The organism is Pantoea vagans (genome assembly GCF_001506165.1).
In the GTDB taxonomy this organism is placed as follows: domain Bacteria; phylum Pseudomonadota; class Gammaproteobacteria; order Enterobacterales; family Enterobacteriaceae; genus Pantoea; species Pantoea vagans_C.
Genome location: NZ_CP011427.1, coordinates 2,021,333 through 2,040,231 on the forward strand (window position 1 = coordinate 2,021,333; position 18,899 = coordinate 2,040,231).

At 54.3% G+C, this 18,899-nt stretch carries 15 protein-coding genes; 8 read left to right on the top strand and 7 right to left on the bottom strand.

Annotated features, from left to right (window positions below; all coding sequences use genetic code 11):
* Positions 1–25 precede the first annotated feature (25 nt).
* Positions 26–658, bottom strand: a complete 633-nt coding sequence (locus LK04_RS09330) for a DapH/DapD/GlmU-related protein (protein WP_039329070.1) — start codon at positions 656–658, stop codon at positions 26–28.
* Between the two features lie 135 nt (positions 659–793).
* On the opposite strand from LK04_RS09330, the gene LK04_RS09335 reads away from it, so the two are divergent.
* The gene (locus LK04_RS09335) at positions 794–1,696 is read left to right on the top strand and encodes a ParB/Srx family N-terminal domain-containing protein (RefSeq protein WP_039329072.1); all 903 of its coding nucleotides are present in this window, start codon (positions 794–796) and stop codon (positions 1,694–1,696) included.
* On the opposite strand, the gene LK04_RS09340 is transcribed toward LK04_RS09335, so the two are convergent.
* Positions 1,686–2,600 carry a LysR family transcriptional regulator gene (locus LK04_RS09340; protein ID WP_197063310.1) on the bottom strand — a complete coding sequence of 305 codons (915 nt, stop codon included), beginning with the start codon at positions 2,598–2,600 and terminating at the stop codon, positions 1,686–1,688. The genes LK04_RS09335 and LK04_RS09340 overlap by 11 nt on opposite strands.
* A gap of 75 nt (positions 2,601–2,675) precedes the next feature.
* On the opposite strand from LK04_RS09340, the gene LK04_RS09345 reads away from it, so the two are divergent.
* On the top strand, positions 2,676–3,914 hold the full coding sequence (locus tag LK04_RS09345; RefSeq protein ID WP_039329076.1) for an MFS transporter: 1,239 nt from the start codon (positions 2,676–2,678) through the stop codon (positions 3,912–3,914).
* A gap of 186 nt (positions 3,915–4,100) precedes the next feature.
* On the opposite strand, the gene LK04_RS09350 is transcribed toward LK04_RS09345, so the two are convergent.
* Complete coding sequence (locus LK04_RS09350) at positions 4,101–5,195, bottom strand: NADH:flavin oxidoreductase (protein ID WP_039329077.1); 1,095 nt, start codon at positions 5,193–5,195, stop codon at positions 4,101–4,103.
* Between the two features lie 105 nt (positions 5,196–5,300).
* Between LK04_RS09350 and LK04_RS09355 the strand changes: the two genes are divergently transcribed.
* Together LK04_RS09355 and LK04_RS09360 are read left to right on the top strand one after the other, a co-directional pair.
* On the top strand, positions 5,301–6,182 hold the full coding sequence (locus LK04_RS09355; protein ID WP_039329079.1) for a LysR family transcriptional regulator: 882 nt from the start codon (positions 5,301–5,303) through the stop codon (positions 6,180–6,182).
* A 71-nt stretch (positions 6,183–6,253) separates the two neighbouring features.
* Entirely contained in the window at positions 6,254–6,799 is a 546-nt protein-coding gene (locus LK04_RS09360; protein WP_039329081.1) for an NUDIX domain-containing protein, read from the top strand.
* Between the two features lie 207 nt (positions 6,800–7,006).
* Here the strand turns inward: LK04_RS09360 and LK04_RS09365 are convergent, their stop codons facing one another.
* Complete coding sequence (locus LK04_RS09365; protein ID WP_039329082.1) at positions 7,007–9,400, bottom strand: TIM-barrel domain-containing protein; 2,394 nt, start codon at positions 9,398–9,400, stop codon at positions 7,007–7,009.
* 15 nt (positions 9,401–9,415) lie between these two features.
* Positions 9,416–10,717: an MFS transporter gene (locus tag LK04_RS09370; RefSeq protein ID WP_039329084.1), complete on the bottom strand. Its 1,302-nt coding sequence runs from the start codon at positions 10,715–10,717 to the stop codon at positions 9,416–9,418.
* A gap of 377 nt (positions 10,718–11,094) precedes the next feature.
* Here LK04_RS09370 and uxuA point away from each other — a divergent pair, with 377 nt between their 5' ends.
* The 4 genes from uxuA (at position 11,095) to uxuR (ending at position 16,142) form a co-directional block, all read left to right on the top strand.
* On the top strand, positions 11,095–12,273 hold the full coding sequence (uxuA, locus tag LK04_RS09375; RefSeq protein ID WP_039329086.1) for a mannonate dehydratase: 1,179 nt from the start codon (positions 11,095–11,097) through the stop codon (positions 12,271–12,273).
* A gap of 104 nt (positions 12,274–12,377) precedes the next feature.
* Positions 12,378–13,859, top strand: a complete 1,482-nt coding sequence (locus LK04_RS09380; RefSeq protein ID WP_039329088.1) for a fructuronate reductase — start codon at positions 12,378–12,380, stop codon at positions 13,857–13,859.
* Positions 13,856–15,274, top strand: a complete 1,419-nt coding sequence (gene uxaC, locus LK04_RS09385) for a glucuronate isomerase (protein WP_039329090.1) — start codon at positions 13,856–13,858, stop codon at positions 15,272–15,274. The genes LK04_RS09380 and uxaC overlap by 4 nt, the downstream gene beginning before the upstream one ends.
* Positions 15,275–15,359: 85 nt before the next feature.
* Positions 15,360–16,142 (top strand): Uxu operon transcriptional regulator, encoded by a 783-nt coding sequence (gene uxuR / locus LK04_RS09390; protein WP_039329091.1) that lies wholly within the window; start codon positions 15,360–15,362, stop codon positions 16,140–16,142.
* On the opposite strand, the gene LK04_RS09395 is transcribed toward uxuR, so the two are convergent.
* Together LK04_RS09395 and LK04_RS09400 are read right to left on the bottom strand one after the other, a co-directional pair.
* On the bottom strand, positions 16,143–17,330 hold the full coding sequence (locus LK04_RS09395) for a PLP-dependent aminotransferase family protein (RefSeq protein WP_039329092.1): 1,188 nt from the start codon (positions 17,328–17,330) through the stop codon (positions 16,143–16,145). It abuts the gene before it with no gap.
* Positions 17,331–17,537: 207 nt separating this feature from the next.
* Positions 17,538–18,641 (bottom strand): NADH:flavin oxidoreductase/NADH oxidase, encoded by a 1,104-nt coding sequence (locus LK04_RS09400; protein WP_039329095.1) that lies wholly within the window; start codon positions 18,639–18,641, stop codon positions 17,538–17,540.
* Between the last annotated feature and the right edge of the window lie 258 nt (positions 18,642–18,899).

Consider the following 18,899-nt stretch of genomic DNA (forward strand, 5'->3'; position numbering starts at 1 on the left):
GTGGCGGCACAACAGGCGATGTAAGCTATACCGCGTGCCGCTGGCAGAACGCCGCAATATCGGGTGACTGAAAATCAGCCAGATGCGCCATCAGCTTCTCCAGCGGCCAGTTCCACCACGCAATCGCCTGCAGTTGCAGAGCGATATCCGGCGTAAAACGACCACGAATCACTTTCGCCGGAATACCGCCAACGATGGTATAGGGTGCCACATCTTTTGTGACCACCGCGCCTGCTGCCAGCACCGCGCCATCGCCAATGGTCACGCCGGGTAGCACAATCACGCCGTGGCCGATCCACACATCGTTCCCGATAATGACGCGGTCGGCTCGGCGGTCAGCAAAAAATCCCGCATCCCGTTCCGCCTGGTTGTCGTAATATTCCGGGCAGTAGGTGAAACGGTGCTGGGAAGCGCGGTCCATCGGATGATTAGGCGCACCGATACGCACCTGGTTGGCGATAGCGGTAAAACGGCCAATCTGCGCATCAGCAACACAACAGTGCTCACCGAGGTAGGAAAAATCACCCAGTTCGCTGTATTCCAGATAACTCTCTGCCAGGATTTCACATTGCTGACCAATGTGGGTTTCGCGCATACGCACGCTGGGATCGATAACAGTGTGTTGCAGTTTTGCCGGTTGAACAGCAGTGAGTGCCATAGAGAACTCCAATGTGGTCAGATGTCTGGATAACGGGTTGTACCAGGTCAACCGCGAAGCACAACACTAAAGCGGGAAGATGACAGAAATGCTATCGTAACGCCTCTGATGCAGGCGATGGATAAAGGAAAGGGAATGAGAACACCGTGGTCACTGCTGGCACTGTTGTGGTCAGCCGGGCAGGCAACTGCCGCCCTGCCCGCTGATATTAAAGCGGGCGATATTGTGCAGGTCCAGTTATCACAATTGCATCCCACTCAGGCGGCGATTGGGTATCGGCAGTTGGATTACAAACTGCACCGTTATCAGGCCGATCCCAAAAAGCTGTTTGATGATTTCTGTGAAAGTATGGGACAGAAAGGCGTGGACAAATTCAGCAGTAAATCGCGCATCTCTGACCTCGACAGTTTCACCTGTAAAGCGTCAGTTGGTTCGCATCCTGGCCCGATGAAGACAGCGGTGATTGCACCGGATAATGCGCTCTATCTCACCGATGGTCATCACACCTTCAGTAACTTTGCCGACATTGGCGGTTTGAAAACGCATGTACAGGTGCGCATCACCAATGACTTCCGCAACCTGACCAGCATGAAAGCATTCTGGCAACAGATGGAAGCTGCGCATCTGGTCTGGCTGGATACGCCAAAAGGGAAAATCACACCGGATGATTTACCGAAAGAGTTAGGCCGCAAGCATATGCAGGATGACGAATACCGTTCACTGGTATACTTCGTGCGCGATATTGGCTTCGAGAAAGAAGAGAACCCGCCGCCTTTCCTGGAATTCTACTGGGGACAATGGCTGGAAACCCAGCTACCGCTGACTTCCTTCGATTTGCATGACCGTAAAGGCTATGGCGCCGCCATCACCGCGATTGCCGAGAAAATCACTGATGTGCCGAAAGACACGGTGATTGCCCAGAGCGATGCCGGCCCGCTTACCGCTGAAAAACTGGGTGCCATGAAGAAAGTGAACGAGAAGAAACTCGACAAGCTGATCTCTGCTGAAGGCAAATTAGGCTGGGCGTTTAAACAATAACTTCGCTGGTTTTCACCAGCGCCAGAAAGTTCTGCGCCGTTGCCGTAAACGCATGGTCATTCCATGCCACCGCTAATCCGGTGGTGGGTATCGGCGCTTTAATCTGCTTAAACACCACGCCCGCCAGGCTGAATTGCCGCATCGATTCGGGTACCAGCGACACCCCTAACCCCGCCGCAACCACCGATAGTATCGAGACAATGTGCGGCGCGGGTTGCCCCTCCATCGGCGTAAAACCTTGCTGGCGGCAGGCCAGCAACACTGACTCACGCAAACTGGTGCCACTCTCTTTCGGCGTAAGAATAAAGTGTTCCTCACGCAGTGAAGGCAGGGCAATCTTCCCGCGCAGACGTGCCTGCGGATGGCTAGCAGGCAGTGCAGCCACCAGCGGCTCCTGTAACAATAGTTGCATCGTCACGTTATCGGGGATGGCATTTTCCTGCCGCAACAGCGCAATATCCAGCTGCTGATTCGCCAGCGCCTGCAACAGCACAATCGAGTTGGCTTCCATGACGTTAAGAAACACGTCTGGATGCGCCTGACGAAAGGCGCGAATGCAGCCTGGGATCAGTGGATTCATGCCAGCCGTTCCGGTAAAACCCAAACGCAACGTTCCGGTGTCACCTTGTGCCGCGCGACGAGCCGACGCAATGGCTTCTCCGGCCAGAGCGGGCAGCGGTTGGATCGCTTGTAAAAAAGCGTGCCCGGCTTCAGTGAGTGCTACACCCTGCGCAGTGCGGTTAAACAATGCGTATCCCACTTCAGCCTCCAGATCTTTAATCTGCATGCTGAGCGGGGGTTGTCCGATTCCCAGTCTGGCTGCCGCGCGTGTGAAGTTACGCTCGGTGGCCACCGCGAGAAAATAGCGAATATGGCGCAATTCCATCTGTTTTATAGATACCATTATGCAGTGCTATATATTGGACAGATAATAAGTGGCGCGGTAGCGTTGTGCAATCTTCGTTACGCTGGAATCACCATGAGTCGCTTGTTAGAAACTGCTTTACCCGCCACCTCGGTGCCCCCTGCCACCTGTAGCATTGCCCGCGGCAGCAGCGAATATCGCCGCGCAGGCATCGCCTTTTTCATGCTGGGACTGGCGAGTTTTTCGCTGATCTATTGTGTACAACCGCTGCTGCCCGCATTTACTCACTCGTTTGGTGTGACTCCAGCGCAGAGCTCGCTGGCACTGTCACTCACCACCGGGTTATTGGCGATCTCCATTCTGCTGGCGGGGGCGTTTTCTCAAGCGGTGGGGCGCCGTGGATTGATGTTCACCTCGATGGCGCTGGCCTCGATCTGTAATTTTATCGCGGCAGTGCTGCCAGACTGGCACATGTTGCTGGTGGCACGTGCGGTGGAAGGCGTGGTGTTGGGCGGTGTGCCCGCCGTGGCAATGGCATGGCTTGCTGAAGAGATCGACAAGAAGGACCTCGGTAAAACCATGGGATTGTATGTCGGCGGCACGGCCTTTGGCGCCATGGTTGGGCGAGTCGGCATGGGATTACTGACGGAATTCACCTCCTGGCGCATCGCCATGGGCGTGCTCGGTGTGCTGGGCATGGCCGCAGCGATTGCGTTTGTGCTTTTGCTGCCTGAGTCGCGTAATTTTGAGCGGAAGCCCGGGCTCAATCTTCACTTTCACTTCAGAGCCTGGTTCAGTCACCTCGGCAATAAGGGCTTGATTCGCCTATATGCCACCGGCTTCTTCCTGACCAGCGTGTTTGTCACGCTCTTCAACTACGCCACTTTTCGCCTCTCTGACGCGCCATTTCATTTCAGCCAGACACAAGTCAGCCTGATCTTTTGCGCCTATGCGATTGGCATTGTCTCCTCTTCACTATCCGGCAGTCTGGCGGATCGCTTTGGCCGTAAACCGCTGTTGATTACCGGGTTCCTGCTGTTACTGGCGGGTATCTTACTGACGGTGCCAGACAACCTGCTGTGTTTGATTGGCGGCATTATCCTGATCACCAGCGGTTTCTTTGTCGCGCACGCAGCCGCCAGCGGATCGGTTGGGCCCTTGGCGGGCAACAATCGCGGCCATGCGTCTTCGCTTTATCTGCTGTTCTACTACATGGGTTCCAGCATCACCGGTTCATTCGGCGGTTGGTTCTGGCTGCACGGTGGATGGAATGCGGTGGTGGGTTTGACCGTGGTGATGGCGCTGGCGGGGCTAGCTTTGAGCGGGTTGTCACGGCAGAAAAGCGCAGGATGAAACGGCTATGGTGCATCACCACCTTGGTTTTAATGCCATTCAATGTGAATTTGTATGCAGGTGCGCATCAATGCGCACCCTACGAAAAACAGTATCAATTCTTGTAGAGTCGCCATTCATGGCGACCAACAAATGCTTAACGGACTAACATCACGACCAAAGGGCTATGTAGTTTGCAACGCGAAATTAAGCCAGTTCGCAGTTTTTAACATCTGCCGAAGGCGCCAGCAGATTTTTATCAAACTCACGCAACGGCGCTGCGTCACGGATGCGCATCGGCCAGTCAGGATTCGCCAGCGCGCTTTTACCCAAGGCCACATAATCAGCCCCCTGCTCCAGCGCCTGTGAAGCACTGCGGCTGTCGGAAAGCGAACCGTTGGCGACAATCGTCAGATTGGGTGCGGCTTGCCGGGCAATCTGCACCAGGGAAAACAGAGTGTCAGCGAAAGCGGGCTGCAGCGCGTCGTATTCAGTGAGGTGCAGATAATCAATTCCCGACTCAGCCAGTAAAGCAAACACCTGCCTCGCCCCCGCTTCGCCTTCCTGCCACTGATGGTGGAAATCATTCACTTTGCCTTGAGAGATACGCACGCCCAAGGTCACATCATGACCCACGCGCTGACGTACCGCTCGAATCACCGCCAGCGTTAACGACAAGCGTGCGGCAATATCGCCGCCCCAGCGGTCACTGCGCTGATTGGTGTAATCCGTGAAGAATTGATCGAGCAGATAACCATTAGCCCCGTGGATTTCAATGCCATCAAAACCGGCTACGCCAATGGCGCGCGCGGCAGTCTCAGCAAAGCTTTCAATCACCTGCTGGATCTGCTCCTCACTCATCTCTGCCGGCAATGCATATTTGCCGTGACCATGATAAAAGCCCAATTGTTCTCCGCGCGGTTGCACGGCAGAGGGGGCCAGCGTATCGCTACGGTAGATATTGCCCTGAGAAATCGCGCCAGCATGCATCAATTGCGCGATGATCTTCCCGCCCTGCTGATGCACACCGTCCGTGATGGCTCGCCAGCCAGCAACCTGTTGGCTGTTAACCAATCCGGCCTGAAAGGCATAGGTTTGTGACCAGGCTTCATCAATGTAAAGCCCTTCGGTGATGATGGTGCCAAAGCCACCACGCGCGAAGCGTTCGTAGTAGTGCTTCATCCGCTCACCCGGTACGCCATCCACTGTCGCAGAAATACGCGTCATGGGCGCGACCATGACGCGGTTCTTCAGGGCGAGACGATTTAACGTGCCGCTCTGAAATAAATGTTTATCGGCCATGTGCTACTTAATGTTCCCTGATTAACGTCAGCGCGCATTATAGTGTGGCGTCATAGCAGCAAAAATGACCAAAGTTGATACGTCTGTATAACGGAAATCGTTAAAATGAACTCCAAAGATATTGAGGTCTTCCTGATGGTATCGCAAACGCGCAGTCTGACGCAGGCGGCGCGGCGGCTCAATACCACAACGATGACCGTGTCGCGTCGGCTGGCTTCCCTTGAGGAAGACCTGGGTGTACGCCTGATGCATCGCACCACACGTGCCATCGCGTTAACCGATGAAGGTGAAGAGTTTCTGCCCTTCGCCAAATCGCTGGCGGAAACCGAGCAGAGCGCGCGCAATCTGTTCTCACCTCATCAACAAGGCGCGACAGGACAGCTACGGATCACCGCACCCTCTGGTTTTGGTCGACGGACCATCATTCCGCTGTTACCCGCACTGATGGAGGCCAATCCTGAGCTGCGTATTGAGTTTCAACTCAGCGATGACGTTACTGATTTGGTTGGCTTAGGCTTCGATGTTGCTATTCGTATTGCGCCACTGCGTGATTCCCGCCTGGTGGCACATCGCCTGGCAGATAATCCGCGCATGCTCTGTGCATCACCCGATTATCTGCATCGCTTTGGGACACCTCAGACACTTACCGACCTGCACAAACATAACTGCCTGCGACTCTCCAGCGTGGTGCAGTGGAGTTTTATGGTTGATGGGCATATCTCCAGCCTCAGCGTGGAGGGCCGTTTTAGCGGCAGTAACGTTGAGGGCGTGCGCACCTTGTGTGTTGCCGGCAGCGGTATCGCGCAGCTATCGGAATGGGACATCCGTGAGGAATTGGCGGCGGGTGAACTGGTTGCTATCGAGTTGCTGGATGCGCAACCACAGATGCTCGGCGTCTGGGCACTGTTTCCCACCACGCGTCAGTTGCCCGCGCGAGTCACGGTATTTCTCAATGCCTTAAAGCAGGTGATGGAAAAAAACAGATAAGTTACCTGTTCACGCCAGGGGAATGTACGCTTAAATCAATGACTCACCGATTCGCTTCGTGGAGACCCATTTTGAAACCTGAAATTCATACCCTCGCCTCAACTGAAATCTATCGCAATCGCTGGATGACTTTAAAAGAAGACAAAATTCAACGCGCTGACGGCAGCGAAGGCATCTATTCGGTAATCGAAAAAGACGATTTTGTGGTGGTCCTCCCTGTGGAGCAGGACAGCATTTTTGTTGTGGAACAGTATCGCTATCCCGTGAGTGAACGCACGCTGGAACTGCCACAAGGCAGTTGGGAACTGGACCCTGGCGCCTCACCTGAAGCACTGGCGGCGGGAGAGTTACAAGAAGAAACCGGCCTGGTTGCCGACCGCTGGCAATATGTCGGGTATCAGAAATTAGCCCAGGGGTACTCTTCGCAGGGATATCACATCTATCTCGCCAGCGAGTTGCATTATCAGGGACAGAATCTGGATGCGGAAGAAGTTGGACTGACGGCGCGTAAAGTGAAAATCAGTGAGTTTTTACAGTGGGTGCTGGAAGGGAAAGTAACGGATGCCACCTCAGTGACCGCGTTTTTACTGGCGCGGGCAAAAGGGTTGATTGCGTAATCAGCCCTCTGTCAGAAGGCATATCGACGGCCGCCTCACACTAATGATGCAAAGGTACGCTTTTGGTCGCCATAAATGGCCCCCCTACAACAATCTAGCGCGATTTTCGTAGGGTGCACTTCTGGTCGCTATAAATGACGACCCTACGAGCATATCAGCGGGTTTCGTAGGGTGCGCATTGATGCGCACCTCAACATTGACAGCAGCTTATGCGTGTTTGATGTCCGCCAGCACGGCCTGTGCGCCTGCCGCATCCACCGCGACGCCATCAATATACAACTGACGCGACTCTCCTGCTGGCAAGGCAATCTGCAGCGTTTTCCACGCAGGCTGATAGTCGCCTTTGCGCTGGAAACTCAAGTGAATCGCCTCGGCATCACTGCGCATTTCCCAGTTGAGCCACAGCGCATTGCCCTGCTGATAACCCCAGGATTCGCCGTCATCCTCAAACACCAGTCCATCCGACACACCTTTGCCTTGTAGTGGATACAGTTGCAAGGTGCGGCGATCATCGGCTTGAGCATCCACATGGCGCAGACGCTGGCTCAGCGGCAGTGCGGCACCTGCACGCACCAACATCGGCTGCGTTTCCAGTGGTGCTGGCAGCGTAATCCACTGACCACCGCTGTACCACTGCTGCGTGGCGAAATCGTACCAACCGGTTTGGTTGTCGGGCAGCCACAAACTGCGTTCGCGCTGGCCTGCTTCAACCACGCTGGCCACTAAAATGTCGCGCCCCAGCATAAACTCATCACACTCGGCAAACGTCTGCGCATCCTGCTCATGATCGAGGAAGGTCGGACGCAGCATCGGTTCGTCATCTGCGTGCGCTTGCCACAGCAAGGTGTAGAGATATGGCAACAGGCGATAACGCAGTTCGATAGCCGCACGGATCGCTGGGGTCACTGACGGATACATCCACGGCTCATTCACCGTGTGATCGTCATTCCATGAGTGGATGGTGAAACGCGGATGCATCACGCCGTTCTGCACCCAACGCACAAACAATTCGGCATCGGGTTTATCACCGGAGAAGCCACCGACATCGTGACCGACATTGTAGAGGCCAGACAAGCTCATCCCCAAGCCCATGCGGATGTTATAACGCAGCGAGGTCCAGTTGGTGCGGTTATCACCACTCCAGGTTTGCACATAGCGCTGCATGCCGGCACAGCCTGAACGAGAAATCAGGAACGGACGTTTCTCCGGCGCAAAGCGCTGTTGCGCTTCCATCGAGGCACGCATCATCAGCAACGGCATCACCGGGCGAATGTGCTTGATGGCGATTGGCTGACCAAACCCGTGGCAGCGGGCTTCACCGTCCCACACTTCATATTCGTTGTTGTCATTCCAGGTCGAATCGATGCCTTTCTCCAACAACTGTTTGGTGACATTCTCTTGCCACCAGGCCACCGCCTGCGGATGGGTAAAGTCAAGGTGCGAACCTTCGTCGTCCCAGAACACCGAGCGCTCTGGCGCATCCTCTTCTGAATCGCGGATAAACAGTCCCTGCGCCGCCACTTCTTCATAGCGCGGGTGATCCTGCAACAGGCAAGGCTTGATATTGGCGGCGAGGCGCAGACCGGCGTCATGGAACGCCTGACTCATCACTTCCGGCTGCGGCACTTTGTCGTAGTTCCAGTTGAACACATAGCGCTTGTTGTTGATTGAGGTGTAACCCGATGACAGCTGGAAGGAGTCGCAAGGAATATCATGCTGTTCGCACAGGCGAATGAAGTTCATCAGCTGATTCTGTGCGTCTGGGGCATCGGTGTAGTGCATGGTGGAGCCGCTGTAACCCAGGCTCCATTTCGGGCCAAACAGGGTTTTACCGGTCAGGCGTACAAAGGCTTTAGTGACATCCAATACTTTGCTGCCAATGAACAGGTAGTAGTCGATATCACCGCTTTCAGCCTGCCAACGGCGAAACGGCTGATGGTAGTTATCCAACTCGTTACCGAGATCGAACCAGCTGCTGCTGAGGTTATCGTAATAGAGACCAAAGCTGACATCACTGCGGCGGGTAATGGTGAACGGCACATGCTTGTAGAGCGGATCGGTTGAGGAGGCGTTATAGCCCATCGCATCCAGGTTGCGCATCTCGTAGCGCTTACCGTTACGTTGCAAATCACCCGCTTTTTCACCCAGTCCGTAGTAGGCGTCATCATTCATGCGGCGCTGATAGTGCGCCACACCATCGCCATGGGCGTTGATCAGGTAGGCGCTGGTTGGACGGTCGCAGGTCAGCAGTTGCCACGCACCGGCGCTGTCACGGTACTGCCATTCTAACGCCAGCGGCTGATGGACGATGACACGCAGCACATCCGTGGAGACCACCAGTGTGTCACCTTCTTCTTCCAGCGTGAACCCTGGCAAAGTAAAGCCCGCCAGACTGTCACGTGAACGCCCTTCCCACGGCACATCGCTCTCCGGCGCAATGCTCCAGGTACGGTCCAGCGCATAGCCGCTCTGACGTTGAATGGCTACGCGGAACATGCCGGATTCCAGCACATAAAGGTTCAGCGTGTGTTTGCCATCCACGGTTAACGCAACATGGTGTTGATCAGAATGTGAGAGTGACCAATTCTTTAACGTTTTCATTGTTACCTACTTTATTCAGGCGCGTTGAGCGCGACGTTCAGCAATAAAAGCAATCAGGAAGACCGCACCAATCAGGTCAAAGAAGCCCATAGCGACAAATAAGGGGTTGAAACCAATTTTGTCGGCAGTGACGCCAATGATCAGCGAGAACAGGAAACTGGAGATCCACGCGAAAGAGCCGCGCATACCGTTGACTGTCGCCATCTGGCCTTTATCAAATTTCTCCACCACCAGCGCACTTAACATGCAGGAAATGATCTGGTGACCAAAGCCGCCAATAGAGATGAGCGCGATGGCCACATACGGATTCTTGGTCATCGCCACCAGCGCCAGCGACAACATCAGGAAAGCGCCGGTAACCGAACTGGCCACCACCGAGTTCACCTGTTTGAAGCCAAACAGTTTGGTATAAACACGCGTCAGATAACCGCTGGCCACGCTGCCTAAGTCAGCAGCCAGGAACGGTAACCATGCGAACATAGCGATTTGTTTCAGGTCCATGCCGAGTTCTTTCGCCAGATAAAGCGGCACCCAAAAACTCAATACGCCCCACGCGGGTTCGGCCATAAAGGCGGGAATGGCGATGCCATAAAAGCGCTTATTTTTCGACACGCTTTTTAAGGCCTGAAAGAATGGCAGTTTGACGGCCGCCGGTTCGTTATCCTGACGAATAAACTCCAGTTCCGACGAGGTAAGATTTGGATGACGTTCCGGATCGCGATAGAACAGTGCCCACAGCACCACCCACGCCAGTGCCAGACAGCCGGTAAACAGGAATGCGCCCTGCCAGCCAAATGAGGCATGTGCGAAATAAATAATCGGCGGTGCCAGCATGGCTCCAATCGAAAAACCGACACCGGCCCAGCCAGCCGCGACCGGACGCTCTTTTTTCGGGAACCATTCACCCAGCACTTTGGCGTTGGCTGGGGTTGCAGCTGCTTCTGCGCCGCCCATCACAAAACGCAGGATAGCAAGATGCACCCAGCTCCCCGCGCCTGCATGGAACAGGCAAGCTACCGCCCAGATTGAGGCACAAATCATAAAGCCGACTTTCAGACCGATAACGTCGATCAACCAGCCGCAAAGGGGTTGGAAGAAGGTATACGCCAGCTGAAATGCTCCAACGATCCATGAATATTGTTCGGTCGTAATACCCAGGCTGGTTTTCAGCTCAGGGGCCAAAATGCCTAATGAGTTACGCGTGATGTAGTTGACGGTGACGCCCGCTAAGAACAACACCAATACCCACCAGCGCAAATGACGGAAGGTGCGTTTGCTGCTTGCTGCAGCGATCCCTGGATTCAAACTGCGGTTCATCTGGTTCTCCATTCTTTATTAACATCATGAGCTTACAAGTTCTGCTGTTGATGCACGGGCTACCGATAAACCGGAAATATCGTTGGCTGCCGCCCAGAATTTGTCGCTTGTTGTTGAGGAGCGACTTCAGTGAGTCATCTCTAACCATCCGCCAGGAGTGAAACACAGATGTTTGAAGTGGTCGCCACTCAGATGCCGCATTTGTGATCTGGTTAACCAAAATTAGCAGTGAGGTTGACATCAAGCGCTAAAGAGTCGAATTTTAGCCCCTGAGAGCGCATTTTCTGGTTTTTAACAGTGCGCTAACCGATAAATAGGTCAACCAATATAAGCATTGTCTTGGGATTTATCTTCAGGACCCTAACTGAGGTAACAACATGAAGCAGACCTGGCGCTGGTATGGCCCTAATGACCCCGTTTCTCTCGCCGATGCACGACAAGCTGGCGCAACCGGCATCGTCACGGCTCTGCATCACATCCCAAATGGCGTCGTGTGGTCCGTTGAGGAGATCATGCAGCGCAAAGCTCTCGTGGAAGCAGCAGGACTGGTGTGGTCGGTGGTGGAGAGCGTGCCGATTCATGAAGAAATTAAAACCGGCAGCGGTGAGTATCAGAAGTGGATCAGCAACTATCAGCAGTCACTGCGGAATCTGGCGCAATGCGGCATTAAAACCGTGTGCTACAACTTTATGCCCATCCTCGACTGGACGCGCACCGATCTCGAATATCTGTTACCGGACGGCGCTAAAGCACTGCGTTTCGATCAAATCGAGTTTGCGGTGTTTGAACTGCACATCCTACAGCGCACTGGCGCAGAAAAAGATTATACCGCCACCGAAATTGCTCAAGCGGCCGACCGCTTCGCCACCATGAGTGATGAACATAAAACCCGCCTGACGCGCAATATCATTGCCGGATTGCCGGGTGCTGAAGAGGGTTACACGCTGGATCAGTTCCGTGCGCAACTGGCCCGCTATGACGGTATTGATAAAACAAAGTTACGCGAAAACTTCGCCACATTCTTACGCGCTATCATTCCTGTGGCAGAAGAAGCGGGCATTCGCATGGCGGTGCACCCGGACGATCCACCGCGTGCCATTCTCGGTCTGCCCCGCATTGTTTCCAACGCCGACGATCTGCAGTGGATGATGGATACCGTGCCGAGTGCTGCCAACGGCTTCACCATGTGTACCGGTTCTTATGGCGTGCTGCCAGAAAACGATCTGGCAGGTATGGTGAAACGCTTTGGTCCGCGCATTTATTTCGCCCATTTGCGGTCAACCAAACGTGAAGAGAATCCCAATACCTTCCATGAGGCGGCACATTTGGGCGGCGACGTGGATATGTTCGCGGTAATCAAAGCAATTGCCGAAGAAGAACACCGCCGCAAACTGGCCGGGGAGGAAGATTTAATTCCGATGCGCCCAGACCACGGCCATCAGATGCTGGACGATCTGCACAAAAAAACCAATCCAGGCTATTCCGCGATTGGTCGCCTGAAAGGTTTGGCAGAGATTCGTGGCGTAGAGTTGGCGATTCATCGCGCCTATTTCTAACGGTTGAGCACCCTGGTGGTCACCATAAATAGTGACCCTACAAAAAATGGATGTGGTTTTCGTAGGGTGCGCATTTATGCCCACCAGGTCAAAGCGGAGTTTAAATGGAACACAACCTTGCCAGCGGCGATTTGAACGTCGCCCGCCCTGCCTGGAATCATCAACGGCTGGTGCCACGGATAGTGCATATTGGCTGCGGCGCATTTCATCGCGCCCATCAGGCGCTTTATCTGCATCACTTACTCGCCACCAGCGACTGTGACTGGGGGATTTGTGAGGTCAACCTGATGTCAGCGAGCGGCAAACTGCTGGTGGAACAATTACGCCAACAAGATTTGCTCTATAGCGTGACGGAAAAAGGGGCTGAGCAAAATGACGTTCATATCATTGCGGCCATTAAAGAAGCGCTGCACCCGGCATTGGATGGCCATGCGGCAATTATCGAAGCACTGGCTCGCCCCGAAACGGCTATCGTCTCTTTGACTGTCACCGAAAAAGGTTACTGCACTCAAGGTGCCAATGGCGCACTGGATGCCGACCATCCCCTGATTCAGCACGATGTGGCGCATCCTGACACGCCAAAATCCGCCATTGGCTTTATTGTTGAAGCACTCCGCTTGCGCCACGAACGCGGACTTAAGCCTTTTAGCGTGCTCTCCTGCGACAACCTGCGCGACAACGGTCATGTTGCCCGTGCGGCTGTGGTTGGGCTGGCTCAACTGCGCGATCCATCGCTGGCACAATGGATTGCCGCCAACGTCACTTTCCCCAGCTGCATGGTTGACCGCATTGTTCCCGCGGTGACGGAGGAGACCCAGCAAGAAATTAGCGCACTGCTGGGCGTTAACGATCCTTGCGGCGTGGCCTGTGAGCCGTTCCGCCAATGGGTGATTGAAGACAACTTTGTCAACGGGCGTCCTGACTGGGATCGTGTTGGGGCGCAATTTGTCACTGACGTTGCCCCCTTTGAAATGATGAAGTTGCGTATGCTCAACGGCAGCCATTCGTTTCTTGCCTATCTCGGGTATCTGGGACGCTGCGACACCATTGCCGATACCATGCAGCTACCTGAGTATCGCCAGGCGGCAATCAACCTGATGATGCACGAGCAGGTGCCTACGCTGTCGATGCCAGAAGGCATTGATTTGCAGGCGTATGCGGACCAACTGATCGCGCGTTTTAGTAACCCGGCGTTACGCCACCGCACGCAACAGATCGCCATGGACGGGAGCCAAAAGCTACCACAGCGCTGGCTGGATTCTGTGCGTCATCACCTGCTTCACGGTAGCGATTATCGCCATCTGGCGCTGGGGATTGCCGGATGGATGCGCTATGTGTTGGGTCAGGATGAGCGCGGTGAAGCCTATAATGTGGTTGACCCATTATCCAGCACGCTACAGCAAGTCAATCAGCACTACCCCGAGGGCGATGCACGCGTCACTGCCCTGCTCGCGGTAAAAACCCTCTTTGGTGATGACCTGCCCGCTAATACTGGCTTTGTCGCCACCTTACAACAGAGTTACGCGCAGCTGTGCCAACGTGGTGCCCGCGCTGCCGTTGCATCCCCTAATCAGGAGCCAAAATGAAGCGCTTTATGGATGATGATTTTCTGTTGCAGAGCGACATCGCCCGTCGCCTGTACCATGACTACGCAGCAGAGATGCCAATCTACGATTATCACTGCCATCTCAACCCACAAGAGATCGCCGAAGATCGCCAGTTCGCCAACCTCGGCCAGATTTGGCTGGAGGGCGACCACTACAAATGGCGTGCGCTGCGTGCCGCAGGCGTGGATGAGTCATTGATCACCGGTAAAACCACCAGCGATTATGACAAGTATCTTGCCTGGGCCCACACCGTACCCAAAACCTTGGGCAACCCGCTTTATCACTGGACGCATCTTGAGCTTCGTCGCCCGTTTGGCATCACCGATACGCTGTTCGGGCCGGATACGGCACAGCGCGTGTGGGACGAATGTGCAGAGAAACTGGCAACACCGACGTTTTCTGCACGTGGCATTATGCAGCAGATGAAAGTGCGCATGGTGGGAACCACGGACGATCCGGTGGATTCCTTGCAGTACCACCGTCAGATTGCTGAAGACAGCAGCTTTGATATTGATGTGGCACCCAGTTGGCGCCCGGACAAAGTGTTCAAGATTGAGCTGGCGGGTTTTGTCGAGTATCTGGGCCGCCTGGAAGCCGCCGCGGATGTGGCAATCACCAGTTTTGATACGCTGCGTCAGGCGCTATTGCGTCGTCTCGATCACTTCTCGGCACACGGCTGTCGCGCATCAGACCATGGCATAGAGATTCTGCGCTTTGCACCGGTTCCCGACGATAGCGTGCTGGACCAGATTCTGGCGAAACGTCGCAATGGCGATGCGCTAAGCGAGCTGGAAATTGCACAGTTCAGCAGTGCAGTGTTGGTGTGGCTGGGCGCCGAATATGCACGACGCGATTGGGTGATGCAGTTGCATATCGGGGCGATTCGCAATAACAGCACCCGTCTGTTCCGCTTACTGGGCGCTGACAGCGGTTTCGATTCCATCGGCGATAACAATATCGCCCTGCCGCTGTCACGCCTGCTTGATGCGATGGATCTCAACGACCAACTGCCTAAAACGATTCTGTACTGCCTCAATCCACGTGATAACGAAGTGCTGGCCACCATGGCCGGTAATTTCCAGGGCACAGGCATTGCCGGGAAAGTGCAGTTTGGTTCCGGTTGGTGGTTCAACGACCAGCGCGATGGCATGTTGCGCCAGTTAGAGCAGCTGTCACAGATTGGTTTGCTTAGCCAGTTTGTCGGTATGCTGACCGATTCACGCAGCTTCCTGTCGTATACACGCCATGAATACTTCCGCCGCATTCTGTGTAATTTACTTGGGCAGTGGGTGCAGGATGGCATTGTGCCACACGATGAAACCGTGCTCGGCAGCATGTTGCAGGACATTTGTTTCAACAATGCGCAGCGCTACTTCACCCTCAATCCAAGGTGAAAATCACGCCCTGTGCTATAGTGCAGGGCGCGAAGAATGGCCGCCGCTGTCGTGGTAAATTCCTTAATCAGCAGAAAAGAGCTCTATGAAAACACAAGCTTCAGCACAGCGCCCTTATCAGGAAGTCGGGGAAATGCTGCGTAACATGATTACGCAAAAGCAGTATGTCGTGGGTGAACGACTGCCCCCGGAACGTGAACTGGCTGCGCTGCTGGATGTCACTCGCACGCTGGTGCGTGAAGCCCTGATCATGTTGGAGCTGGAAGGTTTAATTGAGGTACGTCGTGGTGCAGGCATTTATGTGGTAAACGACAGCCCGGCACCCCGCCCCGGTGTGCAAACTACCTGCAATGATGCAGGTCCGTTTGAAATGCTGCAGGCGCGTCAGTTGCTGGAGAGTAATATTGCCGAGTTCGCCGCCTTGCAGGCCACGCGTGAAGACATTATTAAAATGCGTCAGGCGCTGGAGCTGGAAGAGAAAGAGCTGGCATCGGGCGCGGTGAATGAGAGCGAGAACGGCGACCGCAACTTCCATTTAGCCATTGCCGAGGCGACTCACAACAGTATGTTGGTGGAGCTGTTTAAACAATCCTGGCAGTGGCGTGAAGACAATGTGATGTGGAGCCAGCTGCATCGGCATCTGGTGAACACCCACTATCGTAAAGAGTGGCTTGATGATCACAAAAAGATCCTCGCCACGCTAATTAAGAAAGACGCGCGCGCAGCCAAACAGGCGATGTGGCAGCATCTGGAGAATGTGAAACAGCGACTGCTGGAGTTTTCCGATGTCGATGACATCTATTTTGATGGCTACCTGTTTGAATCCTGGCCGCTGGACAGCGCCAACGGCCAGGATCGCGTCAGGTAATTACTGCGGTAAGGACGCTTTCAGACGTTGCGCCGCCAGGACCAGGTTGGTTTCTGAGACTGAAGCATAAGAGATGCGCAGCGTTGAAGTATCCGGATTGTCACAATAGAAAAACTCACCCGGCACGTACACCACGCCATTGCTTAACGTCGTTTTAAGCCATTCGGTGGTGTTGAACGCTTCTTTGAAAGTTGCCCACAGGAACATCCCCCCCAGCGGACGATAGAAGTGCAGGCGATCGCCTAACTCCGTTTCCAGCGCCACACAGAGTGCATCACATTTCTGCTTGTAGGCTGCGCGGATCAATTTAATCTGCTCGGGCAGACGACCGGTATCCAGATAGTGACGCGTCAGGGATTGCGACAACGCGCTGGTGTGCAAATCCGTCGCCTGCTTCAGATTCACCACCGAAGATTTCAACCAACCCGGCATGGTGATCCAGCCCACACGTGCGCCCGGCGCAAGAATTTTCGAGAAGGTCGAAGTATAAATCACCTGATCGCTGGCCCCCATCGCTTGCGCATGAGATTTAAGCGGGCGGAAAGTCTGGCTGGTGAAATTGATTTCGCTATAAGGGTCGTCTTCAAAAATCAGGAAGTCATACTGTTTGGCCAACGCGACCAGCTGCTGACGACGTGCATCAGATAAGGTCACACCGCTTGGATTGCCAAAGGTCGGTACGATATACACCGCTTTGATGGCGGTCTGTTTTACCAACTCTTCCAGCTCATCCACAATCATGCCTTCGCCATCAGTTCCTACTGACTTGAACTGTGCTTCGGCCAACTGGAACACCTGCAGGGCGGCGAGGTAAGTAGGACGCTCAACCACCACCACATCACCCGGATTGATCAATGCACGGGCGATAATGTCCAGTGACTGCTGTGAACCCGAAGTGATGACCACGTCATCCGGCGTGCAATCAATGCCACGGTCAGCGGAAATGCGGCAGATGGCTTCGCGTAACAGCGGATCACCTTCACTCAAGCCATATTGAAAGGCGTTGTGCCCATCCTGGGTTAACGCACGATCCATGGCGATCCGCAGACCTTCAGTGTCAAACAGATCGGGGTTCGGGATTCCACCACCCAGTGAAATCACCCCTTCCATTTTGCTGTGTTTTAATAAATCACGGATTGCAGATGACTGGATGCGCTGAACGCTATTGGATAATTTTTGCGACGACATAAAACCTTACCTGATTATTTTTTTCTAAGGCTAAATTCATAACATAAGTTAGCTAAGCTGATAATCACATTTTCACCCTCTGGCAAAGAGAATGTCGTGAAAGGGAGAATTCAAAGGAATCGGCAATCCTGGAGGGGGAACAATTCAGCCTAAACGGGTAAAAAACAGGCAGCGGGCAGAAAAATAGTTTCTGCCCGAAAGGTATTATCACCGTGAGGTATGTTTCAGGGTTCCTTTGACGCCATGCGGCTCTGAGCGCAAATATTGCGCCGGTGATTCAACCTGCGCATTGAGTGCCGCTGCCGCTTGCCACGGCCAGTGCGGGTTATAGAGCACAGCGCGACCCAGTGCAACCAAATCGGCATCCCCTTCTTGCACGACGGCTTCTGCCTGATGTGCTTCGGTGATCAAACCCACGCCCATCACGGGGATTTTCACCTGCTGGCGAATGGCACGTGCGAAAGGCAACTGATAACCCGCCCCCACCGCGATCGCCTGCAAGGGTGATAAACCGCCACTTGAAACATGCAGGTAATCACAGCCAAGCGCTTCCAGCTGCTGGCTAAACACGATGGACTGTTCAACATCCCAACCGCCGTCGACCCAATCTGTAGCAGAGAGACGCACGCCAACCGGAATGCTGGCTGGTACCGCCGCACGTACCGCCGTAAAGACTTCCAGTGGGAAACGCAGACGGTTTTCCAGTGAACCGCCGTACTGATCCTGACGCTGATTACTCAAGGGGGACAGGAACTGATGCAGCAAATAACCGTGTGCCGCATGCAGTTCAATTAGCTCTATTCCCAGACGCACAGCACGCTGCGCACTGTCGACAAACGCCTGCTTAATCCGTTCCAGGCCTGTCAGATCCAGTGCTGCGGGCGCGTCATCGTTTTCTGCAAATCCCAGTGCGGAAGGCGCGACCGTTTGCCAGCCGCCCTGGCTTTCCGGCACTTGATGGCCACCCTGCCATGGCGCGTTGCACGAGGCTTTACGGCCTGCATGCCCCAGCTGAATGCCGAGGCGAATCGGTGACCATGCACGAATATCAGTCAGGACGCTCTGCAACGCCGCTTCCGTCTTATCGTCCCACAGGCCCAAATCACCGGCAGAAATACGGCCAATCGCTTCCACCGCGGTGGCTTCCAGGATTAACAGCCCCGCCCCCGACAGCGCGAGCGACCCTAAGTGAATGCGGTGCCAGCTAGTGGCTTGCCCCGCTTCGGCAGAATATTGGCACATCGGAGCGATAACAAGGCGGTTTTCCAGTTTCAATCCGCCGATGTGGGTCGCGCTAAATAGTTGGCTCATTTTTATCCCTTAAACTCGGTTATCGATGATTTTTTTTGTCAGTTATGTGTTTAGCAGCGGGCAGTGATGAGGTGCAAACGCTGCGATTAAAAACACATTAAGGCCCTGACCTTAGATAGCCATCATAACCAACTCAAAAATGGCCGTTTAAAACAAAGTGCTGTGGAGAGGATTTCGTCAATCGGTAAGTCAGGTCGAGGCCGGCACAACGTTAACACGGGAATAAATGCGCACGAAAAAAGGCGGAGGGGTAAGCTC

Excerpts from the sequence above, each read along its gene's own strand:
- LK04_RS09345 (WP_039329076.1), top strand. The coding sequence starts at position 2,676 with ATGAGTCGCTTGTTAGAAACTGCTTTACCCGCCACCTCGGTGCCCCCT.
- LK04_RS09340 (WP_197063310.1), bottom strand. The coding sequence starts at position 2,600 with ATGGTATCTATAAAACAGATGGAATTGCGCCATATTCGCTATTTTCTC.
- LK04_RS09370 (WP_039329084.1), bottom strand. The coding sequence starts at position 10,717 with ATGAACCGCAGTTTGAATCCAGGGATCGCTGCAGCAAGCAGCAAACGC.
- LK04_RS09335 (WP_039329072.1), top strand. The coding sequence starts at position 794 with ATGAGAACACCGTGGTCACTGCTGGCACTGTTGTGGTCAGCCGGGCAG.
- LK04_RS09395 (WP_039329092.1), bottom strand. The coding sequence starts at position 17,330 with ATGTCGTCGCAAAAATTATCCAATAGCGTTCAGCGCATCCAGTCATCT.
- LK04_RS09365 (WP_039329082.1), bottom strand. The coding sequence starts at position 9,400 with ATGAAAACGTTAAAGAATTGGTCACTCTCACATTCTGATCAACACCAT.
- LK04_RS09355 (WP_039329079.1), top strand. The coding sequence starts at position 5,301 with ATGAACTCCAAAGATATTGAGGTCTTCCTGATGGTATCGCAAACGCGC.
- LK04_RS09380 (WP_039329088.1), top strand. The coding sequence starts at position 12,378 with ATGGAACACAACCTTGCCAGCGGCGATTTGAACGTCGCCCGCCCTGCC.
- uxaC (WP_039329090.1), top strand. The coding sequence starts at position 13,856 with ATGAAGCGCTTTATGGATGATGATTTTCTGTTGCAGAGCGACATCGCC.
- LK04_RS09330 (WP_039329070.1), bottom strand. The coding sequence starts at position 658 with ATGGCACTCACTGCTGTTCAACCGGCAAAACTGCAACACACTGTTATC.
- uxuA (WP_039329086.1), top strand. The coding sequence starts at position 11,095 with ATGAAGCAGACCTGGCGCTGGTATGGCCCTAATGACCCCGTTTCTCTC.
- LK04_RS09400 (WP_039329095.1), bottom strand. The coding sequence starts at position 18,641 with ATGAGCCAACTATTTAGCGCGACCCACATCGGCGGATTGAAACTGGAA.
- uxuR (WP_039329091.1), top strand. The coding sequence starts at position 15,360 with ATGAAAACACAAGCTTCAGCACAGCGCCCTTATCAGGAAGTCGGGGAA.
- LK04_RS09350 (WP_039329077.1), bottom strand. The coding sequence starts at position 5,195 with ATGGCCGATAAACATTTATTTCAGAGCGGCACGTTAAATCGTCTCGCC.